The following is a 20,488-nucleotide window of genomic DNA, read 5'->3' on the forward strand; positions in this document are numbered from 1 at the left end:
AAATGTTTATACTATGTAAAAAGAACCAGCGAAGAATTGTATTCGCTGGTTCTTTTTATGAAGATGATCTAAATAGCTTATTCAAACACAAACTGATTATGGTACAGTTCCGAATAGAATCCATGTTCATCGAGCAACTGCTGATGTGTTCCTTGCTCAATCACATTACCATCTTTCAACACAACAATCTTATCGGCGTTAAGAATGGTCTTCAATCGGTGAGCGATGACAAAGCTGGTTCGGCCCTGAACCACAGCATCCATCGCTTTTTGAATGCGCGCTTCAGTGACGGTATCAACGTTTGAGGTTGCTTCGTCAAGAATCAATAATGATGGGTTAGTGAGGATTGTCCGAGCGATACTGAGCAATTGTTTTTGCCCTGTCGAGAAGACGGAATTTTCGTCCGTGACTTTGGTATCGTAGCCATCGTCTAGCGACATGATGAAGTCGTGAATATTGGCTTGCTTAGCCGCCGCAATCATTTCTTCATCGGTGGCATCAGGCTTCCCATATTTGATGTTAAAGGCAATGGTGCCGGAGAAGAGTACACTATCCTGTAAGACGATCCCAACGTGGTCACGCAGGTTTGTCATGTCGACCTGACGTACGTCCTTATTATCAATGGAAACAGTCCCTGAATCGACGTCATAGAACCGATTTAGCAGGTTCATAACCGTTGTTTTCCCTGAACCAGTGGGTCCGACTAGAGCGACCATTTTACCTGGTTCAACGTCAATGGAAACGCCGTGTAGAATTTCACGACCTTTATCATAACTGAAATGTACATCGTTTAACGCAGCGCTGGTGGAGCCGGCAGGAATAATTGCGCCTTTTTCTGGTCTGATTTCCTCGGGTTCATCAAACATCTGATTCAAACGTCGGGCACCAGTAACAGCCAATTGGAACATGCTATAGAGTGTCGAAATTTGGGTGATTGGTTGATAGAATTGTTGCGAATATTGGACGAAGACAACGACCAAACCAAGGGCAGCGGCGCGGCTCATCCCAGAATTCATCGCCATCCAGCTACCAGCGAAGATAACAATCGCCGTGTTGACTAATGACATGCCTTGCATCAGTGGGAAGAGCATCCCGGAGTACGTTTGCGCCCGTGTTGTGGCCTTACGAACGTTTTCGTTGTGAGGCAGGAAACCGTCGATGGACTCCTGCTGCAGACCGTTGGTAATGTTGACTTTTTGACCGGCAATTTGCTCATTGATATACCCATTCAGTTTACCGACCTCATCTTGCTGAATATCGGTATACTTGCGGGTACGGTTGATTAGAAAGGTAGCCAGGATGATAGCAACAGGAGCTGAGGCGATGGTGACCCATGCCATTTGCGCGTTCTGCTGGAACATAATGATCAAAATGCCAATCATCAAGGCGACGTTTGCCATGATTTCACCTAACGCCTCATTGAGGGCATTGGAGATATTATCCAAATCACTGGTGAAACGGCTAAGAATATCACCATCTTGATGGGAGTCAAAGAATCGGATCGTCATCCGTTGCAGTTTGCCAAACAAACCACGACGCATGCAGTTCGTTGAGTAACCTGTAATGTAAGTAATTGCGATGTTCATGACGAATGTTCCCAGGATACCGATGAAATAGAACAGACCCAGTAACCACACGAAATGAACGAACTCGCCTTTATTGCTGACGCCGTGCATTAGCCCGAATACATACTTAGCCAGGGAAGTAACGGCCTTGCCCAGGTAAATGGGGGCCTTAACCTGGAAGTAGGTAGAGACGATGATAGCAATAATAACAATCGTAAAACTAATCTTATAACGTTTCAGATAATGATAGAAGAAACGCATGGAGCGACCAACGTCTGACATTAGGCTTCCCCCTTTCCCTTTTGTGTCTCGTAAATTTCTTGATAGAAGTGATTATTAGCAACCAGTTCTTGATGAGTACCTTCACCAACGAGTTTGCCGTTATCGAGGACTAAAATGCGATTGGCGTTGATTACGGATGAAATTTTTTCTGCAATGACAAACGTCGTTGTGCCTTTTAGTTCATGGTTCAAAGCTTCCTGAACTAGCTTTTCTGACTCGGCATCTAGCGCAGAAGTAGAGTCATCCAGAATCAAAATCTTTGGCCGGCCAATCACGCCTCGCGTAATGGATAATCGTTGCTTTTGCCCACCAGAAAAGTTGCTGGAACGTTCCTCGATATTAGCATCATAGCGATTTGGCAAACGGTCAATGAACTCAGCCGCCTGCGAAATCTTGCTGGCTCGGTCCATATCAGCAATTGAAGCATTTTTGAGACCTTGCTGAAGGTTATGCGCAACGGTACCGGAAAATAGGATGGCCCGTTGCAGTACAAAGGCGACTGTTTTACGTAGTGAACGTTCGTTGACATCTTTCAAGTTAACGCCGCCAACACTAACCGTACCGCTTTGCGGGTCAAACAAACGGGGAATAAGCTGAGCTAGAGTGGATTTGCCAGCCCCAGTAGCACCAACAATGCCGATCATTTCGCCGGGTTTAACGTCGAAGGAAATATCTGACAGGGTTGGTTGGTCATCACCATCATAAGTGAAGGAGACGTGATCGAATTTAACAGATCCGGTTAAGTCTTGCTCCGGCACATCCTTCTTGTAAACGATGTTCGGCTCAGTGTTCATGATTTCGTTTAACCGGTTTAAGGACACCATTGCACGAGCAGAGAAGGTGAGCATCATACCACCATTAATAATGGCAAACATGATTTGCATGAGATAATTAATAAATGACGCAATGGCGGCAACAGCACCGGGGTGTGTTTGGGCAATGTCGCCAGTGAAGTAGATGGCGGCAACCACTGCCATGTTCCCAATCAACATAAAGGCGGGAATCATTAATGAAAAGAGAATACCGACGCCAATATTTTGGTCATTCAGTTTGTCAGAGACAGTATTGAATCGCTTTTGTTCATTATTTTCTTGATTGAATGACTTAACTACGCGGACTCCAGTTAAGTTTTCCTTAGCCAGTTCGTTGACGCGGTCAATCAGGGTCTGCATTAAACCGAAGCGGCGTCCCATTCGACCAAACGTACTGAGAACGACGAGCATAACAAGCACGATTTGAATCACAATAATCCACCAAAGTTGAGGCAGCGTGTTCAGTGCGAGAATCAGCGCACCGACAAACATGATAGGAACTCGGATCAGCGCTTGAAGGACCGTCATAATCAGGTTCTGAACCTGGTTGATGTCATTAGTTAACCGAACAACTAAACTGCCGGCTGAAAAACGTTCGATGTTGCTAAAAGAAAATGCCTGAATTTTGCGATAGGCCATTTCCCGAATCGATGCGGCCATTCCCATAGCTACTTTAGCGGAGAAGATAGTGTTCAAGACACCGGCAATCAAACCAACGAGCGCGATGACGATTAATGTGATTCCGATCGTTAGTATTTTATGATTGTTGTTGGCGATGATGGCATTGATCACGTTTTGCAGCAATTTAGGTTGCCACAAACTGGCGGCAGCCATTACGGCCGCCGAAAAAACGGCCCAGAAGATCCCCCAGGCAAAGGGTTTTATGTTGGCGCGGATAATTTTCAAAGTTAATTAACCTTCTTTCTATGAACTATTGCTAATTTGATTTTGAGTGTCGGGCTTACGCTATCGGTTGTCAACATTGAAACTTCGCTGTGGGACCGGTTCAAGCCGGGAGTGTACCGTCTTTCACCTCGCCGCCAAGCCTCTGAGAACCGCGAGTCTTGGCGACCGTCCGTGCTGTAAATTCGAGAAGCCCATTCGAATTAACACCACTTTCACTGCTTCGTTTCAATGTTGACGCCCTTTCGCTCACATCTTGCATTAAAACAGCTTTACTAACACTGTTTACAATTGAGTTTGTGACAGACTATTACTATTCGGAGTTTTTATTGAAATGTGAGTGGAGGCAAACAGGGACAGAGTTTCGTGGTAGCAATACTTAGTGGGCGTACTTGGGCCACTTAGTATTGCAGGGCGACTTCTGAGGTCGGGTTATGAGCTCAGAATCGAGACCTAAGACCGTCTTATGGGCTTGGGTCGGTCCCACGAAACGGCGTCCCTGTTTGCTGTAACGGTCAGTCTTGAAAAAACTGAATAGATGCTTAGTGTCGCCGATGAAGATAAATGGCGACAATGATAACAATGATGAGGAGCAGAATGATGGTGCTCCGCGAATCATGCCCCAAAGCCTGTCGAAGCAAACGGAAATACCCAATCCCGTGAGGCAAAAAGACGCCTGAAATGGACCACATGTGTGTTGCCTCCTAAATTACTTTGTTTGACTTATTATACGCATTACAAAAATTATGAGAAAGCAATAAGTTGTTTGTGAGCAAATTTCCACAAAAAGGGGTCGCGTTGCTTCCTAAAGATGAGTAAGATGAAATTAGCATTTATGCGTATTGGAGGACCAATCCAGATGAACTGGGCACATTTTATTTTTGAAACAATTATCTATGTAAACGCGGTGTTGGCGTTTATTACCGTGTTCCGTGAACCGCGTGATATTTCAGCGACCTGGGCCTGGCTACTGGTGCTGGTGTTCTTGCCAATCATCGGTTTCATTGCCTACGCCTTTGTCGGTCGGCGATTGCCGAAGAATCGATTATTTCAAATTCAAGAGCAGGAACAACTGCAGCTTGATGAGCAGCTAGCGCTCCAGCGAGCGGAGCTATCATCAGAGCGAAATGACGCGGATGATGTAACCGCCACTGCTTTGGGTACAGTTAATTTGTTTATTGAGTCGGATCAAGCCTTTTTAACTCGCAACAACCGGGTGCACATCATTTCTGATGGGAAAGTGCTGTTCCACCAGATGTTTGAAGACATTGAGCGGGCTAAACAGAGTATCCATATCGAGTTTTACACGATCTATAACGATGACATTGGTAACGAATTGTTGCGTTTATTGATTCGTAAGGCCGAAGCCGGCGTGGCTGTGCGAGTATTGTACGATTCATGGGGTTCGATGGGTGTTCGGCCCAAATTCTATGATCCATTACGGGCCGCTGGTGGGGAAGCATATCCCTTCCTGCAAACGCGCAGTGCGCTAGTGGATTTCCGGTTGAACTTCCGTGATCACCGTAAAATTGTCGTGATTGACGGAGCTATTGGCTATACCGGTGGTTTTAACGTCGGTGATCAGTATTTAGGCCGTAAAGAAAAGTTTGGTTACTGGCGTGATACGCATCTTCGCATCGTTGGGGCTGGCGTTTACGGGCTTCAGTCACGCTTTATCCGTGATTGGAATGCTACCAGTCGTACCAAACCACTAAACGTTACCAATGATTTCTTCCATATCACTAAGGTGAAGGGCGAAACCAACATGCAGATCGTGTCATCTGGTCCCGATTCTGATAAAGAGCAGATTAAGATGGGCTACTTACGATTGATTAACTCAGCACGCAAACGGCTGTGGATCCAGTCGCCGTACTTAATTCCAGATGACTCTGTCCTTGATGCGCTTCGAGTAGCGGCCGGCAGTGGCGTGGATGTCCGCATTATGATTCCAAGCAAGCCGGATCATGCCTTTGTGTACCGGGCAACCGAGTATTACGCGAAGCAGTTGTCTCGTAACGGGGTAAAAATCTTCAAATATCGCAACGGTTTTATCCATTCTAAAACGATGGTCGTTGACGATGGGGTCGCATCTGTTGGATCGGCAAATTTAGATTTTCGTAGTTTCAAACTAAACTTTGAGGTCAATGCATTCCTGTATGATCCTAAAGTGACTGCTGAGTTGGCTAAGTTGTTTGAAGCTGATATGCGCGTGAGTGAGCTGACGACTTACGAGACGTTCGCCCAACAATCGTATTGGCGTAAGTTCAAACAAATATTTTCACGCCTATTGTCACCAATTTTGTAGAGAATAACTATCACAATAGAAAGGGACCGGTTTCGTAGCTAGACTGCGAAACCGGTCCCTCTTTAGCAAACTTAGTGTTCATCTGCAGTTGGGCGGACATCGCCAAATGACCAATGTGGTAACTGTGATACGAATTGATGATAGGCGGTCTCTTCTTGTGTTGCCGCGACTTCTGCACTGGCGAGGTTCCCAGCGTGCAAGTCAGCCTCGCTCAAACGCAAATGATCAGTAAAGGTCGCGTTGCCGATTAGGTCGATAGTGTACGCGGCGTTTTGATGATGGACACGCGTTTGAACCATCCCGCCTGGATTATAAATGGTCAGGAGTTGGTCAAACTGAGCGGCTGCGTGAGTCAGCACCCAAATTAGCGATGTGGCCGACATGCCAGTACCACAGGCGTTTGTAAAACCAACGCCGCGTTCAAACGTCCTCACAAAGAGGGTAGTGTCGTTGATTTCCCAACTAAAGCTGACATTGACGCCGTCAGGGAACCACGGGTTTTGACCGTTTAATTGTTGTCCGAGTTGCCCTAGGAACGCGGTTGTTAAGGCATTAGGATGGTTATGGTCTGTGAGACTAATCAAATGTGGGTTTGGCACTGCCACAGCGGAAAAGGTTGCAGTGGAATTTGTTGCAAACGGCAAGCTGTTTTGATTTAAAAGTGGTGTTGTCGGGATTTTATGTAAGCCAATCGAAGTCGCATCGAAACTGACGGGTTGGATGCTGACACTGAATGCAGGCACATCTGGCGCAAACGGAGTGACTTGATGAACTGGTAAATCAGCCGCATCTGTTTCAACTTGGAAGTCCGTTTGGTGCGTTTGTTCTGCAAGATAGCGGCTGACGGTTCGTAGGCCATTGCCACACATGCTTGCTTGACTGCCATCGCGGTTAAAAACCTGCATCCGGCCGATTGCGTTGGGATGCTGACTGTCACTGACGACCAGGACACCATCTACTTCGCCTAGACCTGCTGGTGCTGTGTCGTTGACTTGTTTTGCCAAACGACTGAGTTCAGCCGTGGTGAGGGCATGTTTAAGTTGCCGTTGATCGAGCAGGTAAAAACTATTTTCCGAGCCATGAACACGAATTAAATTAACCATGAGTGACCTCCTGTGCTGGTTGACGAAGTGGCAAGCTAACTGGTTGGTTAAAGAAGTCATTGTAGATGAGGCGAACAGCATCATCAGCCTGCGCTTCCCGAACACCGATCATGATTGAAATCCGTGACGCCCCCTGGTTGATCATTTGAACACCGATATGATGAGTGGCTAGTGGGTGCAAGATCCGGTCAATGACGCCGACCTGATTGCGCATGCCTTCGCCAACCACCATCAAAATCGCGTAATCATCGATCCACTGAAGACGATCGGGTTGCAATGTTTCTTTGATATCTGCTAGCAAACGAGGGAGAACATCCGTCGGAATTTGATTGCGATCAAAGATGATCGTTAAATCGTCAATTCCTGAAGGCATATGTTCGTAACTGATGTGGTAGCGGAAGAGGATTTTGAGCAACTTTAATGTGAAGCCAACTTCCCGGTTCAATAGATAACGATGCAGGTAGAGCGCTGCAAACCGTTTGGAACTGGCCACTCCCGTAATTAATCGCTTAGGCTGCGATTGATTCGTTGGTACAATCAGTGTTCCTGGCGCACTAGGATGGTTGGTATTCTTGACGCAAATGGGAACCTGGCCTTCAATGGCTGGAATAATTGCCTCATCGTGAAAAACTGAGAAACCGGCATATGAAAGTTCCCGCATTTCGACGTAGCTCATCTTAGTAATTGGTGCTGGGTTAGCGACAACGTTAGGATTGGCAGCGTAAATGGAGTCGACATCCGTAAAGTTCTCGTATTCAGTCGCATGCAAACCACGAGCAAGAATGGCACCTGTGATATCTGAGCCACCACGGGAAAAGGTTACCAGTTGACCGCCGGTTGTATAGGCAAAGAAACCAGGAACGACCCACAGTTTGTCTTCCGCTAGAAGCTCCTGACGGGCAACGGCCAGGTGTGTGTATGTCTGAGATAAAATGGTCGCGTTGTTTGGTTCCTGCGTAGCAATTAAGCCGAGTTCGTGTGGGTCAACGTAACGGGCACTTAATCCTTGTGTATTTAACACCAGCGCCAGTAACTGGGCGTTTAACTTTTCGCCGTGGGCCTTAAACGCAGCCATTCTAAAGGCTGGGCCACGAAATGATGTCGTTGGTAGGGCCAAAATTTGGTCCGCCAATGGTTTAAATTGAGCTGCGGAAATATTAAACGCTGTTGCGATTTCTTGATATCTGTCGATGATTTGCTGACCGATCGACTGTTGTGTTTTACCATGCGCACGTGCGTAGTCAATCAGTAAATCGGTAACTTTTTCATCGTTCTCATTTCGTTTGCCGGGTGCTGAAACAACAACCACGCGGCGTTGCCTATCCATTCGTAAAATCTGCATTACGTCACTAAAATGCGTCGCATCTGCCAAAGAACTGCCACCAAACTTAATTACTTTCATCGATCCTAACCTCGCTTACCACGGTCGTTTGTCCAAACAGACCATTGTTTTTGATGTTAGAAGGGGAATCGACACTGAAATCATTCACACCCACGATTACATTTAAAAAGCGCACCCAATGACTTTGTTTAACGAGGTCATTGGGTGCGCTTAGTCTAATCGAACGTAATCGATATAGTACCGGTTATGTATGGTCGTAGATAGCGCCCCGCAACTTTTTTGTTAGTTGCGACAGTCCTTGGGCTGTTAACCCGAGTCCCAACCCTAACTGAGACGAGTCAGTCAAAGTTTCGGCGAATCATCCTTTCACTAAGCGTCGTTAACCTCGTCGATTTCCTCTTAGTTACTTTTAATCTTCGCAACCTCTTCTATGATTACTGGCAATTATAGCGAATTAGTTTTCAATTACAATAGCTAAATGAAAATAAATGTAAACGCGTTGGTACAGCGCTTTACTTGGGAACATAAAATTTAAATGGGGACTTGACGGGTAATGAAAAGAGCGATATGCTCATTAAAATTAAATGTGAAAAGAGGTTGCAACCAACAAGAGTAATCAGCGGAGTCGGGTCACGACATAGAAACTGATGAAAGGGGCGGTTGCCGAAGCTGGACGATTGACCATCGCTTTGGCTGGGATGTTGATGAATAATCAGCAAACTGTCGTGATGAAAAATTCATCGCGGGGCGCTTACGACATTCAGAAACGAAATGAATTTATTTTCGGGACTCTTTTGCGTACGCACCTATGCAAATGAGCCCCTTTTTTCGTGCTATGTTTCTGTGCTTTCGGTTGTCAACATTGACACACTCGACCTGGGACCGGTTCGAGCTTCTCAAGTTCGGAGTCTTTCACCTCGCCGAATAGCCCCGTGGGAACCCGGGTCTCTTCGACCGTCCGTGTTGTAAATTTGAGGAAACCGCTCAAATTAACATCACTTTCAGGACTCGGTATCAATGTTGACGCCCTTCAGTTCACCTTGCAAAAATGATCGTCGTATAGGCAAAGCGCATAACCATTTGGACAGACACATAACTTCTAAAAACTAAAAGGAGCAAAAAAATGACAACAACAGTTGAGTCAACGACAAATCATTTAATGATCGGCGGCATGGACACTGTCAAACTGGCTGAGCAGTTTGGCACACCGCTGGTTGCTTACGATACGCAGGATATCGTTCGTCAGGTGAAGGCCTTTCAACAGACGTTCGCTAACCACCGAATTGATGGCGTCGTGAGTTACGCGTCGAAGGCCTTCTGCGTGAAGGGAATCTATCAGCTGTTGGCGCCACTTGGCGTACATGCAGACGTTGTATCGGCAGGAGAAATGGCAACCGCGTTTGCGGCCGATTTTCCTGCATCTCGACTGAGTTTTCATGGGAATAATAAGTCTGTGGATGAACTAACAATGGCATTGGATCATCACCTTGGCACGATCATTGTTGACAATTTCGTTGAACTTCATTTGTTACAACGTTTGCTAAAGGAACGGGACGAAACCATTGCGATTCAAATTCGGGTGACCCCCGGCGTTAGTGCTCATACGCATCAGTACATTCAAACGGGTCAGGTCGATAGTAAGTTTGGTTTCGACATCGGTTCTGGTCAAGCGGATCAGGCACTGAAAGAGGCTTTAGCGGATGATCATCTAAATGTTCGTGGCGTTCATGCACATATTGGATCACAAATTTTTGAGAGTACCGGCTTTGTAATGGCAGCCGAGAAATTGATTGAACTGTTGACCCATTGGCATGAGGCGTTTGGCTATTCGGCCCAAGTGCTAAATCTAGGCGGTGGGTTCGGCATTAAATATGTAGAAGGTGACGATCCACAATCACCGGAGGCCCAGCTTGACACCGTGTTAACGACGATTGAAGCCAGGTTAGGTAATCATCACTTAGAAATGCCGGATATTTGGATTGAACCTGGCCGGTCGTTGGTTGGCCCGGCAGGAATCAATTTATATCGGGCTGGCGCAAACAAACGCGTCCCCAGCTTATTGCCTTACGTGGCTGTTGACGGCGGCATGGGGGATAACATTCGACCAGCGCTGTATCAGGCTGAGTACGAACCAGTATTAGCCAATCATGTGGAAGATTCATCTAAAGAAACCATCCATATTGTCGGTAAATATTGTGAGTCCGGCGACATTCTAGTAAAAGAAGCGACGTTGCCGGTTACGAAAACGGGCGATGTGATTGCCCTCTTAGCTACCGGTGCCTACGGTTATTCGATGGCCAGCAATTACAACCGCAATCCACGTCCAGCCGTCATTTTTATCGATCACAAACAAGCCAGTATCGTCGTCCGGCGTGAAACCATCCGCGACATGCTCGCATTAGATGAGGATTTTAAGAAGAGTGGCACCGAAGCCCTGGGAGAAGTTGAGCAATAACGTGGAAGGCGTAGCATTCGGTGGGCTGCCGGATGAAACGACTTTCGGGTTATGCGCAGGCTTCTGGGCAACAGGTGCACGTTTAGGAAGAGTGCCGCCGAAGCTCGGTAAGGCTCGAGCAACAACGTAAAGGTGACAGCTTTGGGTTGTGCACAGGGCCTTGAGCGGACAGGTGCACGTTTAAAAGAGTGCCGCCGAAGCTCGGTAACGCAATCATTAAGGAGGATTCAAATGGCAGAATTAGATGCGACACAGATTATTCATACGATAGCGACTGCTAAGAAACAAACGCCGGTTAAGGTCACTGTTAGTGGCGATCACTTACGTCAACTGACGATTCCAGATGGCATTGAAGCGTTTATGGAAGATCACACGGGGACGTTGTTTGGGAGTTGGCCGGTAGTGAAACCATTTCTTGAATCACACCAAGATGTGATTGTGCAAACGCATGTGGAAACCAATGCTACTAATTCAGCTGTTCCGTTATTAGATGCGCGTGAAGTTAATGCCCGCATCGAACCAGGTGCCATCATTCGTGATCAAGTAGTGGTTGGTGATCACGCTGTCATTATGATGGGTGCACTGATCAACATCGGCGCTGAGATTGGCGCTGATTCCATGATTGATATGGGTGCCGTACTTGGTGGCCGGGCAATCGTTGGCAAACATTGTCATATCGGTGCCGGCGCGGTCCTAGCTGGTGTAATCGAACCGGCTTCTGCAGAACCCGTGCGCATCGATGATGATGTGTTGATTGGAGCTAATGCAGTGGTTATTGAGGGTGTTCATGTCGGTGAACACGCGGTGGTCGGTGCTGGCGCCGTGGTAACTGAGGATGTGCCAGCCAATACCGTTGTTGCCGGTGTTCCAGCTAAGGTGATTAAAGTAAACGATGCAAAAACGCAGGCTAAAACGAAACTGCAAGATTCGTTACGAAAGCTCTAGCACGTTTGACTGAAAGAAAGCTGGTACTGCATGTCTGAAACGTTAGATTTAATTCATATTCGCCGTCACTTGCACCAAATTCCAGAGTTGGCACTTCGTGAAACTCAAACAGCTGCATATCTGCGGCAAGTTATTGAAGCGATGCCTCAACAATGGTTGACCACGCATCACATCCCAAGTTTGCCAACGGCCTTGATGGTTAAAGTTCAAGGAAGTAAGCCGCAACGGTGTATTGGATACCGCACTGATATTGATGCCTTGCCAGTTACAGAAGCGACTGGATTGCCATATGCGTCGACAAATCCCGGTAGGATGCATGCTTGCGGGCATGATATTCATATGACGGTGGCCCTAGGGGTGCTCAATTACTTTGCGAATCATCAGCCAAAAGATGACTTATTGTTTTTCTTTCAACCGGCTGAAGAAAACGACAACGGCGGCAAGTTGGCCGTTGAAGCTGGCGCCTTTACTGGCGAATGGCGACCAGATGAGTTTTATGGGTTGCACGTCAATCCAGAGTTGCCTGCAGGCGTGATTGGATGTCGCAATGGCACGTTATTTGCCGGCACGACTGAAATTAACGTGGACTTTATTGGCAAGGGTGGGCATGCGGCTTATCCGCATTTGGCTAATGATATGGTAGTTGCCTGCGCTAGCTTTATCATGCAAGCCCAGACCGTTGTCTCTAGAAGCGTTGACCCAATAGAAGGCGGCGTGGTGACGTTTGGCAAACTGAATGCCGGTAGTATCCGTAACGTCATTGCTGGCCGTGCCAGGCTAGAAGGGACCATTCGCGGACTAACGCAAGCGATGATTGAACACATTGATCAGCGGTTACAGGCAATCGCCAATGGTATTGCTACGAGTTTCGAGTGTGAAGTCAATGTTGAACTGAATCAGGGCGGTTACTTGCCGGTAGAAAATGATCCCCAATTGACGATCCCGTTCATTCAATTTATGAAAAGTGCACCCGATGTGGACTTTGTTGAAACGGCACCGGCCATGACCGGCGAGGACTTCGGATATATGCTGCATCAATTTCCTGGCACGATGTTTTGGTTAGGGGTGGACGGTCACGCACCGTTGCACTCTGCCAAAATGACGCCGGACGAGTCCGCTATTAGCAAGGGTGTCACCGCCATTACCGAGTTTTTGGAGGATCGGATGACAAGAGAGTGATGCTCGACTTCGGTTGAATCCGAGCAATAAGAAGCAAAACAAATGATTCGGTGGTTTTCCGAATAGTTCTCACCAATAGGGAGGAATTTAAAATGTTTGAACAAAATGATTTATTAACAGCGATCATCACACCATTTACCGAAGATGATCATATTGATTTCGAGGCATTAACGCGATTAACAAATATGCTCATTGAAACTGGTTCACGCGGGTTTGTCATCGGTGGGACGACGGGTGAGACACCAACGCTAACGCACGAAGAAAAGATTGAACTCTATACCCGTTTTGAACAGATTGTGGCCGGTCGTGGTGTCGTTATCGCTGGGACAGGCAGCAATAATACAGCTGCGACAATTGCCCTAAATCAGGAAGTCGATGCGATTGACGGGATTGATGCGACGTTGGTCGTTGTCCCTTATTACAACAAACCTAATCAACGGGGGATGATTGCTCATTTTACAGCGGTTGCTCAAACTGCTACTAAGCCGATCGTCATTTACAACATTCCTGGCCGAACTGGTGTCAACATGACGAACGAAACGATTCTCCAACTTGCACAAGTGCCGAACATCAGTGGTGTTAAACAGTGTGGTAGTGATGCAGATTTGGCGGCGTTAATTAATGATGCGCCGACAGGTTTTGCTGTTTACAGTGGCGAAGATGCCCAAGCGTTATTAGTGAAGGCACTGGGTGGAACTGGCGTTATTTCCGTTGCCAGTCACGTATATGGTCCAGCTATGCGACAGGAATACGACGCACTAGAACAAGGTAATGTTACACGTGCCGGTCAGATTCAACGTGACTTGATGCCAAAGATGGCTGCGTTATTCATGTATCCATCACCATCACCAGTCAAGGCCGTTTTAAATGCTCAGGGACTACCGGTTGGTAACCCACGTTTGCCAATCGTTCCTCTGAATGACACTGAGCAAACCATTTTGGCACAACGCTTAGGCGTTCACCAACTAAGCGATATTCCGTTGGCAGAAAACACGGAGGCGGTATAGAAAATGAGTGAGTCAAAGATTCGTGTTATTGTCGCTGGCTTTCGTGGCAGTATGGGGACTGCTAGCTGCCAGGCAATTTTAAACGATGAGCGGTTTGAATTGACTGGTGTGTTTGATCCTCATGCTGCACTAACGGACGGGAATGACACACATTTGCCAAGCCAAGTTGTCGTTGCCACTACGGAAGACGAGTTGCCTGAGGCGGACGTTTGGTTAGACTTTACAACGCCCACTGTAGTTGAACACAACGTTGAAGTGGCCCTGCAACACGGGTTAGTCCCATTGGTTGGCACGAGTGGCTTAACGACAGTACAAATAAAATCATTACAAGCATTGGCTGCCTCAGCTCATTTAGGTGGGTTGATCGTTCCCAACTTTGGATTGTCAGTGGTGTTACTAACTCAGTTTGCTAAACAGGCGGCTAAGTATTTTCCGAACGCGGAGATTATTGAAATGCACCATGCCGATAAACGGGATGCACCATCTGGTACGGCCGTTGCTACTGCCCATGCAATCGCCGCTGGTCGGCAACAACAGCCAGATCCCGATCATACTGAAAGCAGCGTGGATGGCGTGCGTGGCGGAATTGTCGACAACGTTCCGATTCATGCAGTCCGGTTGCCTGGTTATCTAGCACATGAACAAGTGTTGTTTGGCGGAACGGGCGAAGCGCTGACGATTCGGCAGGACACGTATGATCGTGAGTCATTTATGGTTGGCGTCAAGCTAGCATTGAGCAAAGTGACAACATTAACAGAATTAAAGGTTGGTTTGGAACAGGTTTTAGATTAGCGTCGTACCGCGAATTGATACGGTCAAAGGAGAATGTATATGCCAGAATTAGAAGCTCAGTTAACGGGGATGACACGGCCCGTGTTTGACCAAATTGTGCCATCAGCGATTCGTCAATTTGATAATCAAATAAAGGATATTCCTGGCATCCTGAAATTAACGCTTGGTGAGCCAGATTTTAACGCGCCAGACCATGTTAAGCAGGCGACCATCGATGCAATCAATCAGAATCGCTCTCATTACGCACCGGCTGCCGGGTTACCAGAGCTACGAGAAGCGATTAGTACATACTTAACCAAATTGAATCAGGTTACTTACGATCCCCAAACGGAAATATTGGTAACAGTGGGTGCCACAGAAGCGATTGCGGCCGCGATGGGAACTGTTTTGGGAGCGGGCGACGAGGTGATTATTCCAACACCCATTTTTCCGTTGTACATTACGACTGCCCAGATTGATGGCGCTACGCCAGTGTTGGTTGATACTTCAGCAGATGACTATGTATTAACACCGGCTCGGCTAACGGCTGCATTGGCTGCCCATCCGCGTGCAAAGATGTTGGTTTTGAATTATCCAACCAATCCAACTGGTGTCACTTACACAGACTCGCAGTTGCAAGCATTGGCCGCAGTGATTCGTAAGCATAAGTTGCTCGTGTTGGCTGATGAAATCTATTGTGAATTAGCCTACGACCAGCCTCATGTATCCATTTCCACATTGTTACCAGAGCGGACAATCGTGATTAATGGCGTTTCCAAGACGTTTGCCATGACTGGTTACCGGGTTGGTTACTTAGCGGCACCGGCTGCACTAACCCAGCAGATTGCCAAACTACATGGCGCCTTGGTTACCACCGCACCGACACCAATGATGGCGGCGGCCACTGATGCTTTGCAACATGGGGCAGCAGACACGGCAGCCATGAAGGCTCAGTATCACGAACGTCGTGATTTTCTGGTACAGGCGCTCAATCAACTGGGCTTTACCACGGCTCAACCAAATGGCGCTTTTTATGTGTTTGCCAAAATACCGGCGGAGGAACAAGATGACCGAACTTTTGCACTTAAGGTCGCTCAACAGGCAAAGGTAGCCGTTGTTCCAGGCAGCTGTTTCGGACCTGGTGGTGAAGGCCACGTTCGGTTGTCATACGCCGCCGACATGGACAAATTGCAGGAAGCTGTCAAACGACTGGCAGCCTATCGTGCCAATAAATTATCGGTTGATGTTTCGGCTTAACTAAATGATCGAGTGGAGTGAAACTTGAAAGGAAGCAATTTAATGCAATCATTTAATGTCGCAATTCTTGGTGTTACTGGTGCAGTTGGCACACGGATGTTACAACAATTGGAAAAGTCTGATATCGCGGTTGATCGATTGGTGCTGTTGGCATCAGCACGTTCAGCTGGTCAAACACGCACCTTTCGTGGCCAGTCTTATACGATTGAAGAGGCCACAACGGACTCGTTTAAAGGTATCGATATTGTCTTGTCGTCAGCTGGCGGTTCAGTTTCCAAAGCATTGCTACCAGCAGCGGTGAAGGCAGGAGCCGTTTGTGTCGATAACACCAGTGCCTTTCGGATGGAGCCGGATGTCCCTTTGGTCGTGCCTGAAGTGAATCCAGAAATGTTGAGTCAGCATCAAGGTATTGTTTCCAATCCAAACTGCAGTACCATTCAAATGGTTGTTGCGTTGGCACCGATTGATCGTCAGTATAAGTTACATCAAGTCCTAGTTTCGACTTATCAAGCGGCTTCTGGTGCTGGTCAACGGGCAATGAACGAGTTATTCGATGAGGCCCAACAACGTCATGAAGGCGAAGAGGAGACGGCTGCCATCTTACCCGTCAAGGGTGCTGAACATCACTATCCATTGGCGTTTAACTTGTTGCCACAGATTGATGTCTTTGAAGATGATGGTTTTACTCACGAAGAATGGAAGATGATTCACGAAACTAAAAAGATTTTGCGTGGCGACATGAATGACACAGAACTCAAGGTGTCTGCAACCTGTGTCCGCGTGCCTGTGCCAATTGGCCATGGTGAAAGCGTTTATTTTGAAACGCACCAAACACCAGCTGTACCAGACATGCAGGATCTACTGGCACATTCAAAGGGTGTCGTGCTGCAGGATGATCCCGCACACCAAGTTTATCCGCAACCGATTAACGCAGCTGGTCATGGCGAAACGTTTGTCGGCCGGATGCGAGCAGACCGGGAAAATCCAGGCGCTTATCACATGTGGGTCGTTGCTGATAACCTACTTAAAGGGGCAGCATTGAATGCGGTTCAAATCGCACAGGAACTGATTAAACGTGATTTAGTGCGTGTTCCTGAAGTAACTAAATAAAGTGCAAAAAACATCACGCTGATTTTTTAATATCAGCGTGATGTTTTAGGTTACTTTGATTACATGATGTTGAAACAATTAACCAGTTAATGAGACTAAGAAACGTGGATCGAACTCGACTTAGTTGCCGCAGTGACATAGAAATGAGGGTCATCGCCGACAGCACCATCTTTGAAGTTAGTCGTATTGTGATCGTAGATGGCGTTGTCAGGACCGGTGATAGAACCACTCTTGGCGTCTAAGTCAAAGTTATACTCGACGCCCTTAGCGAATTCTAGTTTGATTGAACTGGAGTGCGCTGTGGTATCAAGGTTGCCAGTGAGGTCACTGAAACTTAGGCTAATTGACCCTGAATTGGCGTTGAACGCACCAGCACCGATTAAGTTAGTGCCGCGGACAGAGCCTGAGTGTGAGTCAACATCGAACTTAGCAACCGTAGTGTCAGCCAAACGAATTGAACCGCTATGAGCACGAGCACGTAATAGACCCGCAACAGTGGTTTGCTTAATGCGAACGGAACCAGAGGATGCGTTGACATCCAAATCTTTAAAGTGGGCACCATTAATGCGAATGGAACCACTGTTTGCTTCCAAACGAACCTGGTTCAGAGCACCGGTATGGCTGAAATTAACGCTGCCTGAGGCACTGTTAACCAGTAAATCACCTGCAAAGGATGCTGGAATGAGTAGTTGAACACGAACCCGCAGTGGTAACAGGTGAGGCCGTGATCCGTTATAAATCGACAGGGTACCATTCTCCAACTTAGTTTGTGCAAGATAGCTGTCATTAGCACGATTCATGTATTCCCGGAAGATGATGTGATCATCATCGGGATTGCTTAAAATTCGGACGCTACTGTCAGCATATTTAAAGTCGATTCGCTGAACTTGATCGGCAGAAAATTGTTGTTCGTTGGCAAGCGCTAAACTGTCCACGTAGATTTCAGTATCGACCGGTTCTTGTTCATTAAATTGCTGATCGAAGTTTGAAAATGTGTCGTCATTGGCATGGGGATCGAACTTGTCAGTATGTGGTTGCTGCTTTTTTTCCGCAAACGAACCGGCAACTGTTTTGCCGCCGTCCGTGTGAATGCCACGATTGTCGATTACAAGATTACCCATCCGAATACCGTCGTTTGTGACAGTAAACGTACCGTTATTGATGTTGATGCCATCGCTATCAATATTCACTGCTTTGCCACCGTTAACTTTAATACCATTGTCGTCGATGCTGAGCACTTTGCCACCATCGATAATTACCTTGCCATCAGCAATATCGATGTGGTGACCGTGACTGTAGGCATGCTCATGTGACGTTTGTTTGGCATCGTCGGAATGAGTATCTTGATCAGTAGCATTTTTTTCGGCGTTAATTTCATCCACTAAGTCGTCGAGATTGCCTAATCCTTCAAAAGCTCTGTTGACGGCGTCCGTGATGGTGGCGCCTTTTTTTTCATTGTCGTGGGCGGCCTCACTTAAATCAGCAGCCAACTCTTCACGTAATTCATGCATTTCTTCCGTGTCAGGATAAGCCTTAAACGTTTCATCCAAACGCCGGTTAACCATCGTATCAATTGTGTCCATTGTCATCAATCCTCCCGGTAATCAGGTCATCAATAATCTTTTTGGCAAACGCCCAGTCTGCGACGTTTTTTGCGAGTAGGCGGGTACCTTGTTCGGTTAGTTTATAGTATTTTCGGCGGCCACCCTGAGTCTCGTCGCCCCAATAGCTTTCGATATCACCATTGCGTTCCATGCGGCGAAAAGCAGTGTATAAAGTGGCTTCGTTTAATTCATATGCATCGTGGCTCAGTTCGCGGACGGCCTTAGCAATTTCATAACCGTAACTGTCGCCCTGGCTAAGAATATTAAGAATGATGGTCGTCGTGTGTCCCCGAATGATATCTTTAGAAATTTCGGGTTTCATGAATGTACCTCCAGTAGTTGTTCGTTTGATTGAGTATAATTTATCACCAATTACTGTGTGTGTCAAAGTATTGTTTAAGGTTTTCTGTTCAAGTTTCAAATGCAGCCGCCTAGTTACTGTGCTCACTGTTGACGGCCCTGTCGCTGAGATAGTGGACAATTTCTTTGAAATACCTGATACTCGTAAATTAAAAAATTGGTGCAATTCTATTCACATCAATGCTAATGTATAACTTAGCAATTATGATTTCATTTTGGTCTACAAACACTGTGCTAATGCGGATGCAAGCGTTCCTTGCTCGTCAATGAAGCAAGCTACTGGTACCTTTTAGGAGTGAAGATGATGCAAACAAAAGGTGAAATTCTCTCGGCCAATTTAAAGAGGGCACGTAATCAATTACGGCTCACACAGTCTGAGGCTGCTAAACAACTAAATGTTTCACGTCAGGCTATTTCTAACTGGGAGACAGGGCGCAATCTGCCAGATGTTTTATTGCTGCAACAAGCGGCAGACGTCTATCAAACGTCTGTTGACGCATTGATGAATGCTTCCGCAGTGACAACGATATCGGCTAAGTTCTCAAAAGTCTTGATCGTAATCGCAGAAACTATCTTGGTAACTATTCGGATGACACAGTTATCCACAATTGCTGGTCTAAGAATGATGGATGGTTTGATTGTGATTGTGGCAATGTTGCTATTTATATTCAAGATTAGAAGAACGCAACTTGTTTCTGCAACGATATTGATAGGTGTGTTAAACCTTATTGCCGCGTGGCAGTCGCAGATCGACTTAAATTTTGGCATGCGATTTGCTTGTTTTGTAGCAGGCATTTTGCTGCTGTTACAAGCTATTATTGGTTTGACTAGGAGGATCACTGAGAACCATCATTTTCAACATTGATGTTCGGGGTGGTTAGCGATGAAACGATTGTGGTGGTTGGTGACTATTGTCTGGAGCTTTCTGCTTGGATGCGCAGTGGCAATTGTCATGACACGTACGGTGGATGGGGCAGGTGTGACACAAACGCCTGCGTTGCGAATTATTTCACTGGTAATCTTAGGGATAGTTATTGCTTTCGTTTGTGCCTGTCAATTGATTTGGTGGCTAATTATGCGCCGGCATTGAGACCTTAATTTAAATCAGACCAAAAAGCCGCCCATCAATTAAGATGGACGGTTTCTCTGTCATCCGGTCATCGCAAACATCTCATGACGCTGTTGCCAAGTTGATCTTTGCTCACGGATTACTGCCGGTCACACACCGGCTGTTTAATTGTGCGACCCCGCGGGAGTCACTTATATTGGTGGCGGATTCTAGGTTGCCGCCTGCCTGTTATCAGCTGATGAACAACTTCATCCAACTGACCCTGTGGTTCTTAGGAAGGAATCTTTCTAAGGCCAACGCTTTTTTCGTGGTCATGATTCACTCACTGGCCATTCGTCTAAGCGTCTAATTGTAATGGGATGTTCGCTCCCTGGACGATGTTTATCAGAACAATACCATTTCACGGTGAAGTGACTTCA

17 protein-coding genes and 2 riboswitches are annotated in these 20,488 nt (G+C 46.8%); of the genes, 10 read left to right on the forward strand and 7 right to left on the reverse strand.

Translation table 11 applies throughout. The features are described from left to right. Positions 1-77 precede the first annotated feature (77 nt). From GB992_RS07565 to GB992_RS07575, 3 genes are all read right to left on the reverse strand, one after another. Positions 78-1,847 carry an ABC transporter ATP-binding protein gene (locus GB992_RS07565; protein WP_161001894.1) on the reverse strand — a complete coding sequence of 590 codons (1,770 nt, stop codon included), beginning with the start codon at positions 1,845-1,847 and terminating at the stop codon, positions 78-80. Then, positions 1,847-3,565, reverse strand: coding sequence for an ABC transporter ATP-binding protein (locus GB992_RS07570; RefSeq protein ID WP_161001895.1), 1,719 nt, complete (start codon positions 3,563-3,565; stop codon positions 1,847-1,849). Before GB992_RS07570 ends, GB992_RS07565 begins: the two co-directional genes overlap by 1 nt. A 539-nt stretch (positions 3,566-4,104) precedes the next feature. After that, entirely contained in the window at positions 4,105-4,254 is a 150-nt protein-coding gene (locus tag GB992_RS07575; protein WP_017260849.1) for a hypothetical protein, read from the reverse strand. 167 nt (positions 4,255-4,421) lie between these two features. Between GB992_RS07575 and cls the strand changes: the two genes are divergently transcribed. Beyond that, positions 4,422-5,867, forward strand: a complete 1,446-nt coding sequence (cls, locus tag GB992_RS07580) for a cardiolipin synthase (protein ID WP_161001896.1) — start codon at positions 4,422-4,424, stop codon at positions 5,865-5,867. Between the two features lie 71 nt (positions 5,868-5,938). Here the strand turns inward: cls and dapF are convergent, their stop codons facing one another. Together dapF and GB992_RS07590 are read right to left on the reverse strand one after the other, a co-directional pair. Further along, entirely contained in the window at positions 5,939-6,970 is a 1,032-nt protein-coding gene (gene dapF, locus GB992_RS07585; RefSeq protein WP_161001897.1) for a diaminopimelate epimerase, read from the reverse strand. Further along, positions 6,963-8,372, reverse strand: coding sequence for an aspartate kinase (locus tag GB992_RS07590; protein WP_161001898.1), 1,410 nt, complete (start codon positions 8,370-8,372; stop codon positions 6,963-6,965). Before GB992_RS07590 ends, dapF begins: the two co-directional genes overlap by 8 nt. Before the next feature lie 192 nt (positions 8,373-8,564). Beyond that, positions 8,565-8,748, reverse strand: a riboswitch (Lysine riboswitch). Between the two features lie 147 nt (positions 8,749-8,895). Next, a riboswitch (Lysine riboswitch) is annotated at positions 8,896-9,073 on the forward strand. 362 nt (positions 9,074-9,435) lie between these two features. On the opposite strand from GB992_RS07590, the gene lysA reads away from it, so the two are divergent. The 7 genes from lysA (at position 9,436) to GB992_RS07625 (ending at position 17,036) form a co-directional block, all read left to right on the forward strand. After that, the gene (lysA, locus tag GB992_RS07595; RefSeq protein ID WP_161001899.1) at positions 9,436-10,767 is read left to right on the forward strand and encodes a diaminopimelate decarboxylase; all 1,332 of its coding nucleotides are present in this window, start codon (positions 9,436-9,438) and stop codon (positions 10,765-10,767) included. A 231-nt stretch (positions 10,768-10,998) separates the two neighbouring features. Then, complete coding sequence (gene dapD / locus GB992_RS07600; RefSeq protein WP_087051863.1) at positions 10,999-11,712, forward strand: 2,3,4,5-tetrahydropyridine-2,6-dicarboxylate N-acetyltransferase; 714 nt, start codon at positions 10,999-11,001, stop codon at positions 11,710-11,712. A gap of 30 nt (positions 11,713-11,742) precedes the next feature. Continuing rightward, positions 11,743-12,891, forward strand: coding sequence for an N-acetyldiaminopimelate deacetylase (locus GB992_RS07605; protein ID WP_161001900.1), 1,149 nt, complete (start codon positions 11,743-11,745; stop codon positions 12,889-12,891). A gap of 92 nt (positions 12,892-12,983) precedes the next feature. Next, positions 12,984-13,898: a 4-hydroxy-tetrahydrodipicolinate synthase gene (gene dapA, locus GB992_RS07610; protein WP_161001901.1), complete on the forward strand. Its 915-nt coding sequence runs from the start codon at positions 12,984-12,986 to the stop codon at positions 13,896-13,898. Between the two features lie 3 nt (positions 13,899-13,901). Then, complete coding sequence (gene dapB / locus GB992_RS07615) at positions 13,902-14,690, forward strand: 4-hydroxy-tetrahydrodipicolinate reductase (RefSeq protein ID WP_161001902.1); 789 nt, start codon at positions 13,902-13,904, stop codon at positions 14,688-14,690. A 39-nt stretch (positions 14,691-14,729) separates the two neighbouring features. Beyond that, complete coding sequence (locus tag GB992_RS07620) at positions 14,730-15,926, forward strand: aminotransferase class I/II-fold pyridoxal phosphate-dependent enzyme (protein WP_161001903.1); 1,197 nt, start codon at positions 14,730-14,732, stop codon at positions 15,924-15,926. A 42-nt stretch (positions 15,927-15,968) separates the two neighbouring features. Next, the gene (locus tag GB992_RS07625; RefSeq protein WP_161001904.1) at positions 15,969-17,036 is read left to right on the forward strand and encodes an aspartate-semialdehyde dehydrogenase; all 1,068 of its coding nucleotides are present in this window, start codon (positions 15,969-15,971) and stop codon (positions 17,034-17,036) included. Positions 17,037-17,131: 95 nt separating this feature from the next. Here the strand turns inward: GB992_RS07625 and GB992_RS07630 are convergent, their stop codons facing one another. Both GB992_RS07630 and GB992_RS07635 read right to left on the reverse strand, forming a co-directional pair. Further along, on the reverse strand, positions 17,132-18,619 hold the full coding sequence (locus GB992_RS07630; protein ID WP_161001905.1) for a DUF4097 family beta strand repeat-containing protein: 1,488 nt from the start codon (positions 18,617-18,619) through the stop codon (positions 17,132-17,134). Next, positions 18,606-18,962, reverse strand: coding sequence for a PadR family transcriptional regulator (locus GB992_RS07635; RefSeq protein ID WP_161001906.1), 357 nt, complete (start codon positions 18,960-18,962; stop codon positions 18,606-18,608). Before GB992_RS07635 ends, GB992_RS07630 begins: the two co-directional genes overlap by 14 nt. A 339-nt stretch (positions 18,963-19,301) precedes the next feature. On the opposite strand from GB992_RS07635, the gene GB992_RS07640 reads away from it, so the two are divergent. Continuing rightward, the gene (locus GB992_RS07640) at positions 19,302-19,865 is read left to right on the forward strand and encodes a helix-turn-helix domain-containing protein (protein WP_161001907.1); all 564 of its coding nucleotides are present in this window, start codon (positions 19,302-19,304) and stop codon (positions 19,863-19,865) included. A gap of 18 nt (positions 19,866-19,883) precedes the next feature. Next, positions 19,884-20,090 carry a DUF3923 family protein gene (locus GB992_RS07645; protein WP_161001908.1) on the forward strand — a complete coding sequence of 69 codons (207 nt, stop codon included), beginning with the start codon at positions 19,884-19,886 and terminating at the stop codon, positions 20,088-20,090. Positions 20,091-20,488 lie beyond the last annotated feature (398 nt).

This window comes from Furfurilactobacillus milii (genome assembly GCF_009863985.1).
In the GTDB taxonomy this organism is placed as follows: domain Bacteria; phylum Bacillota; class Bacilli; order Lactobacillales; family Lactobacillaceae; genus Furfurilactobacillus; species Furfurilactobacillus milii_A.

What these genes read in the sequence shown, in the direction of transcription:
- cls (WP_161001896.1), top strand. Translation starts at nt 4,422, where the DNA reads ATGAACTGGGCACATTTTATTTTTGAAACAATTATCTATGTAAACGCG.
- GB992_RS07645 (WP_161001908.1), top strand. Translation starts at nt 19,884, where the DNA reads ATGAAACGATTGTGGTGGTTGGTGACTATTGTCTGGAGCTTTCTGCTT.
- lysA (WP_161001899.1), top strand. Translation starts at nt 9,436, where the DNA reads ATGACAACAACAGTTGAGTCAACGACAAATCATTTAATGATCGGCGGC.
- dapB (WP_161001902.1), top strand. Translation starts at nt 13,902, where the DNA reads ATGAGTGAGTCAAAGATTCGTGTTATTGTCGCTGGCTTTCGTGGCAGT.
- GB992_RS07640 (WP_161001907.1), top strand. Translation starts at nt 19,302, where the DNA reads ATGATGCAAACAAAAGGTGAAATTCTCTCGGCCAATTTAAAGAGGGCA.
- GB992_RS07620 (WP_161001903.1), top strand. Translation starts at nt 14,730, where the DNA reads ATGCCAGAATTAGAAGCTCAGTTAACGGGGATGACACGGCCCGTGTTT.
- GB992_RS07625 (WP_161001904.1), top strand. Translation starts at nt 15,969, where the DNA reads ATGCAATCATTTAATGTCGCAATTCTTGGTGTTACTGGTGCAGTTGGC.
- GB992_RS07590 (WP_161001898.1), bottom strand. Translation starts at nt 8,372, where the DNA reads ATGAAAGTAATTAAGTTTGGTGGCAGTTCTTTGGCAGATGCGACGCAT.
- dapA (WP_161001901.1), top strand. Translation starts at nt 12,984, where the DNA reads ATGTTTGAACAAAATGATTTATTAACAGCGATCATCACACCATTTACC.
- dapF (WP_161001897.1), bottom strand. Translation starts at nt 6,970, where the DNA reads ATGGTTAATTTAATTCGTGTTCATGGCTCGGAAAATAGTTTTTACCTG.
- GB992_RS07575 (WP_017260849.1), bottom strand. Translation starts at nt 4,254, where the DNA reads ATGTGGTCCATTTCAGGCGTCTTTTTGCCTCACGGGATTGGGTATTTC.
- GB992_RS07630 (WP_161001905.1), bottom strand. Translation starts at nt 18,619, where the DNA reads ATGGACACAATTGATACGATGGTTAACCGGCGTTTGGATGAAACGTTT.
- GB992_RS07605 (WP_161001900.1), top strand. Translation starts at nt 11,743, where the DNA reads ATGTCTGAAACGTTAGATTTAATTCATATTCGCCGTCACTTGCACCAA.
- dapD (WP_087051863.1), top strand. Translation starts at nt 10,999, where the DNA reads ATGGCAGAATTAGATGCGACACAGATTATTCATACGATAGCGACTGCT.
- GB992_RS07635 (WP_161001906.1), bottom strand. Translation starts at nt 18,962, where the DNA reads ATGAAACCCGAAATTTCTAAAGATATCATTCGGGGACACACGACGACC.
- GB992_RS07565 (WP_161001894.1), bottom strand. Translation starts at nt 1,847, where the DNA reads ATGTCAGACGTTGGTCGCTCCATGCGTTTCTTCTATCATTATCTGAAA.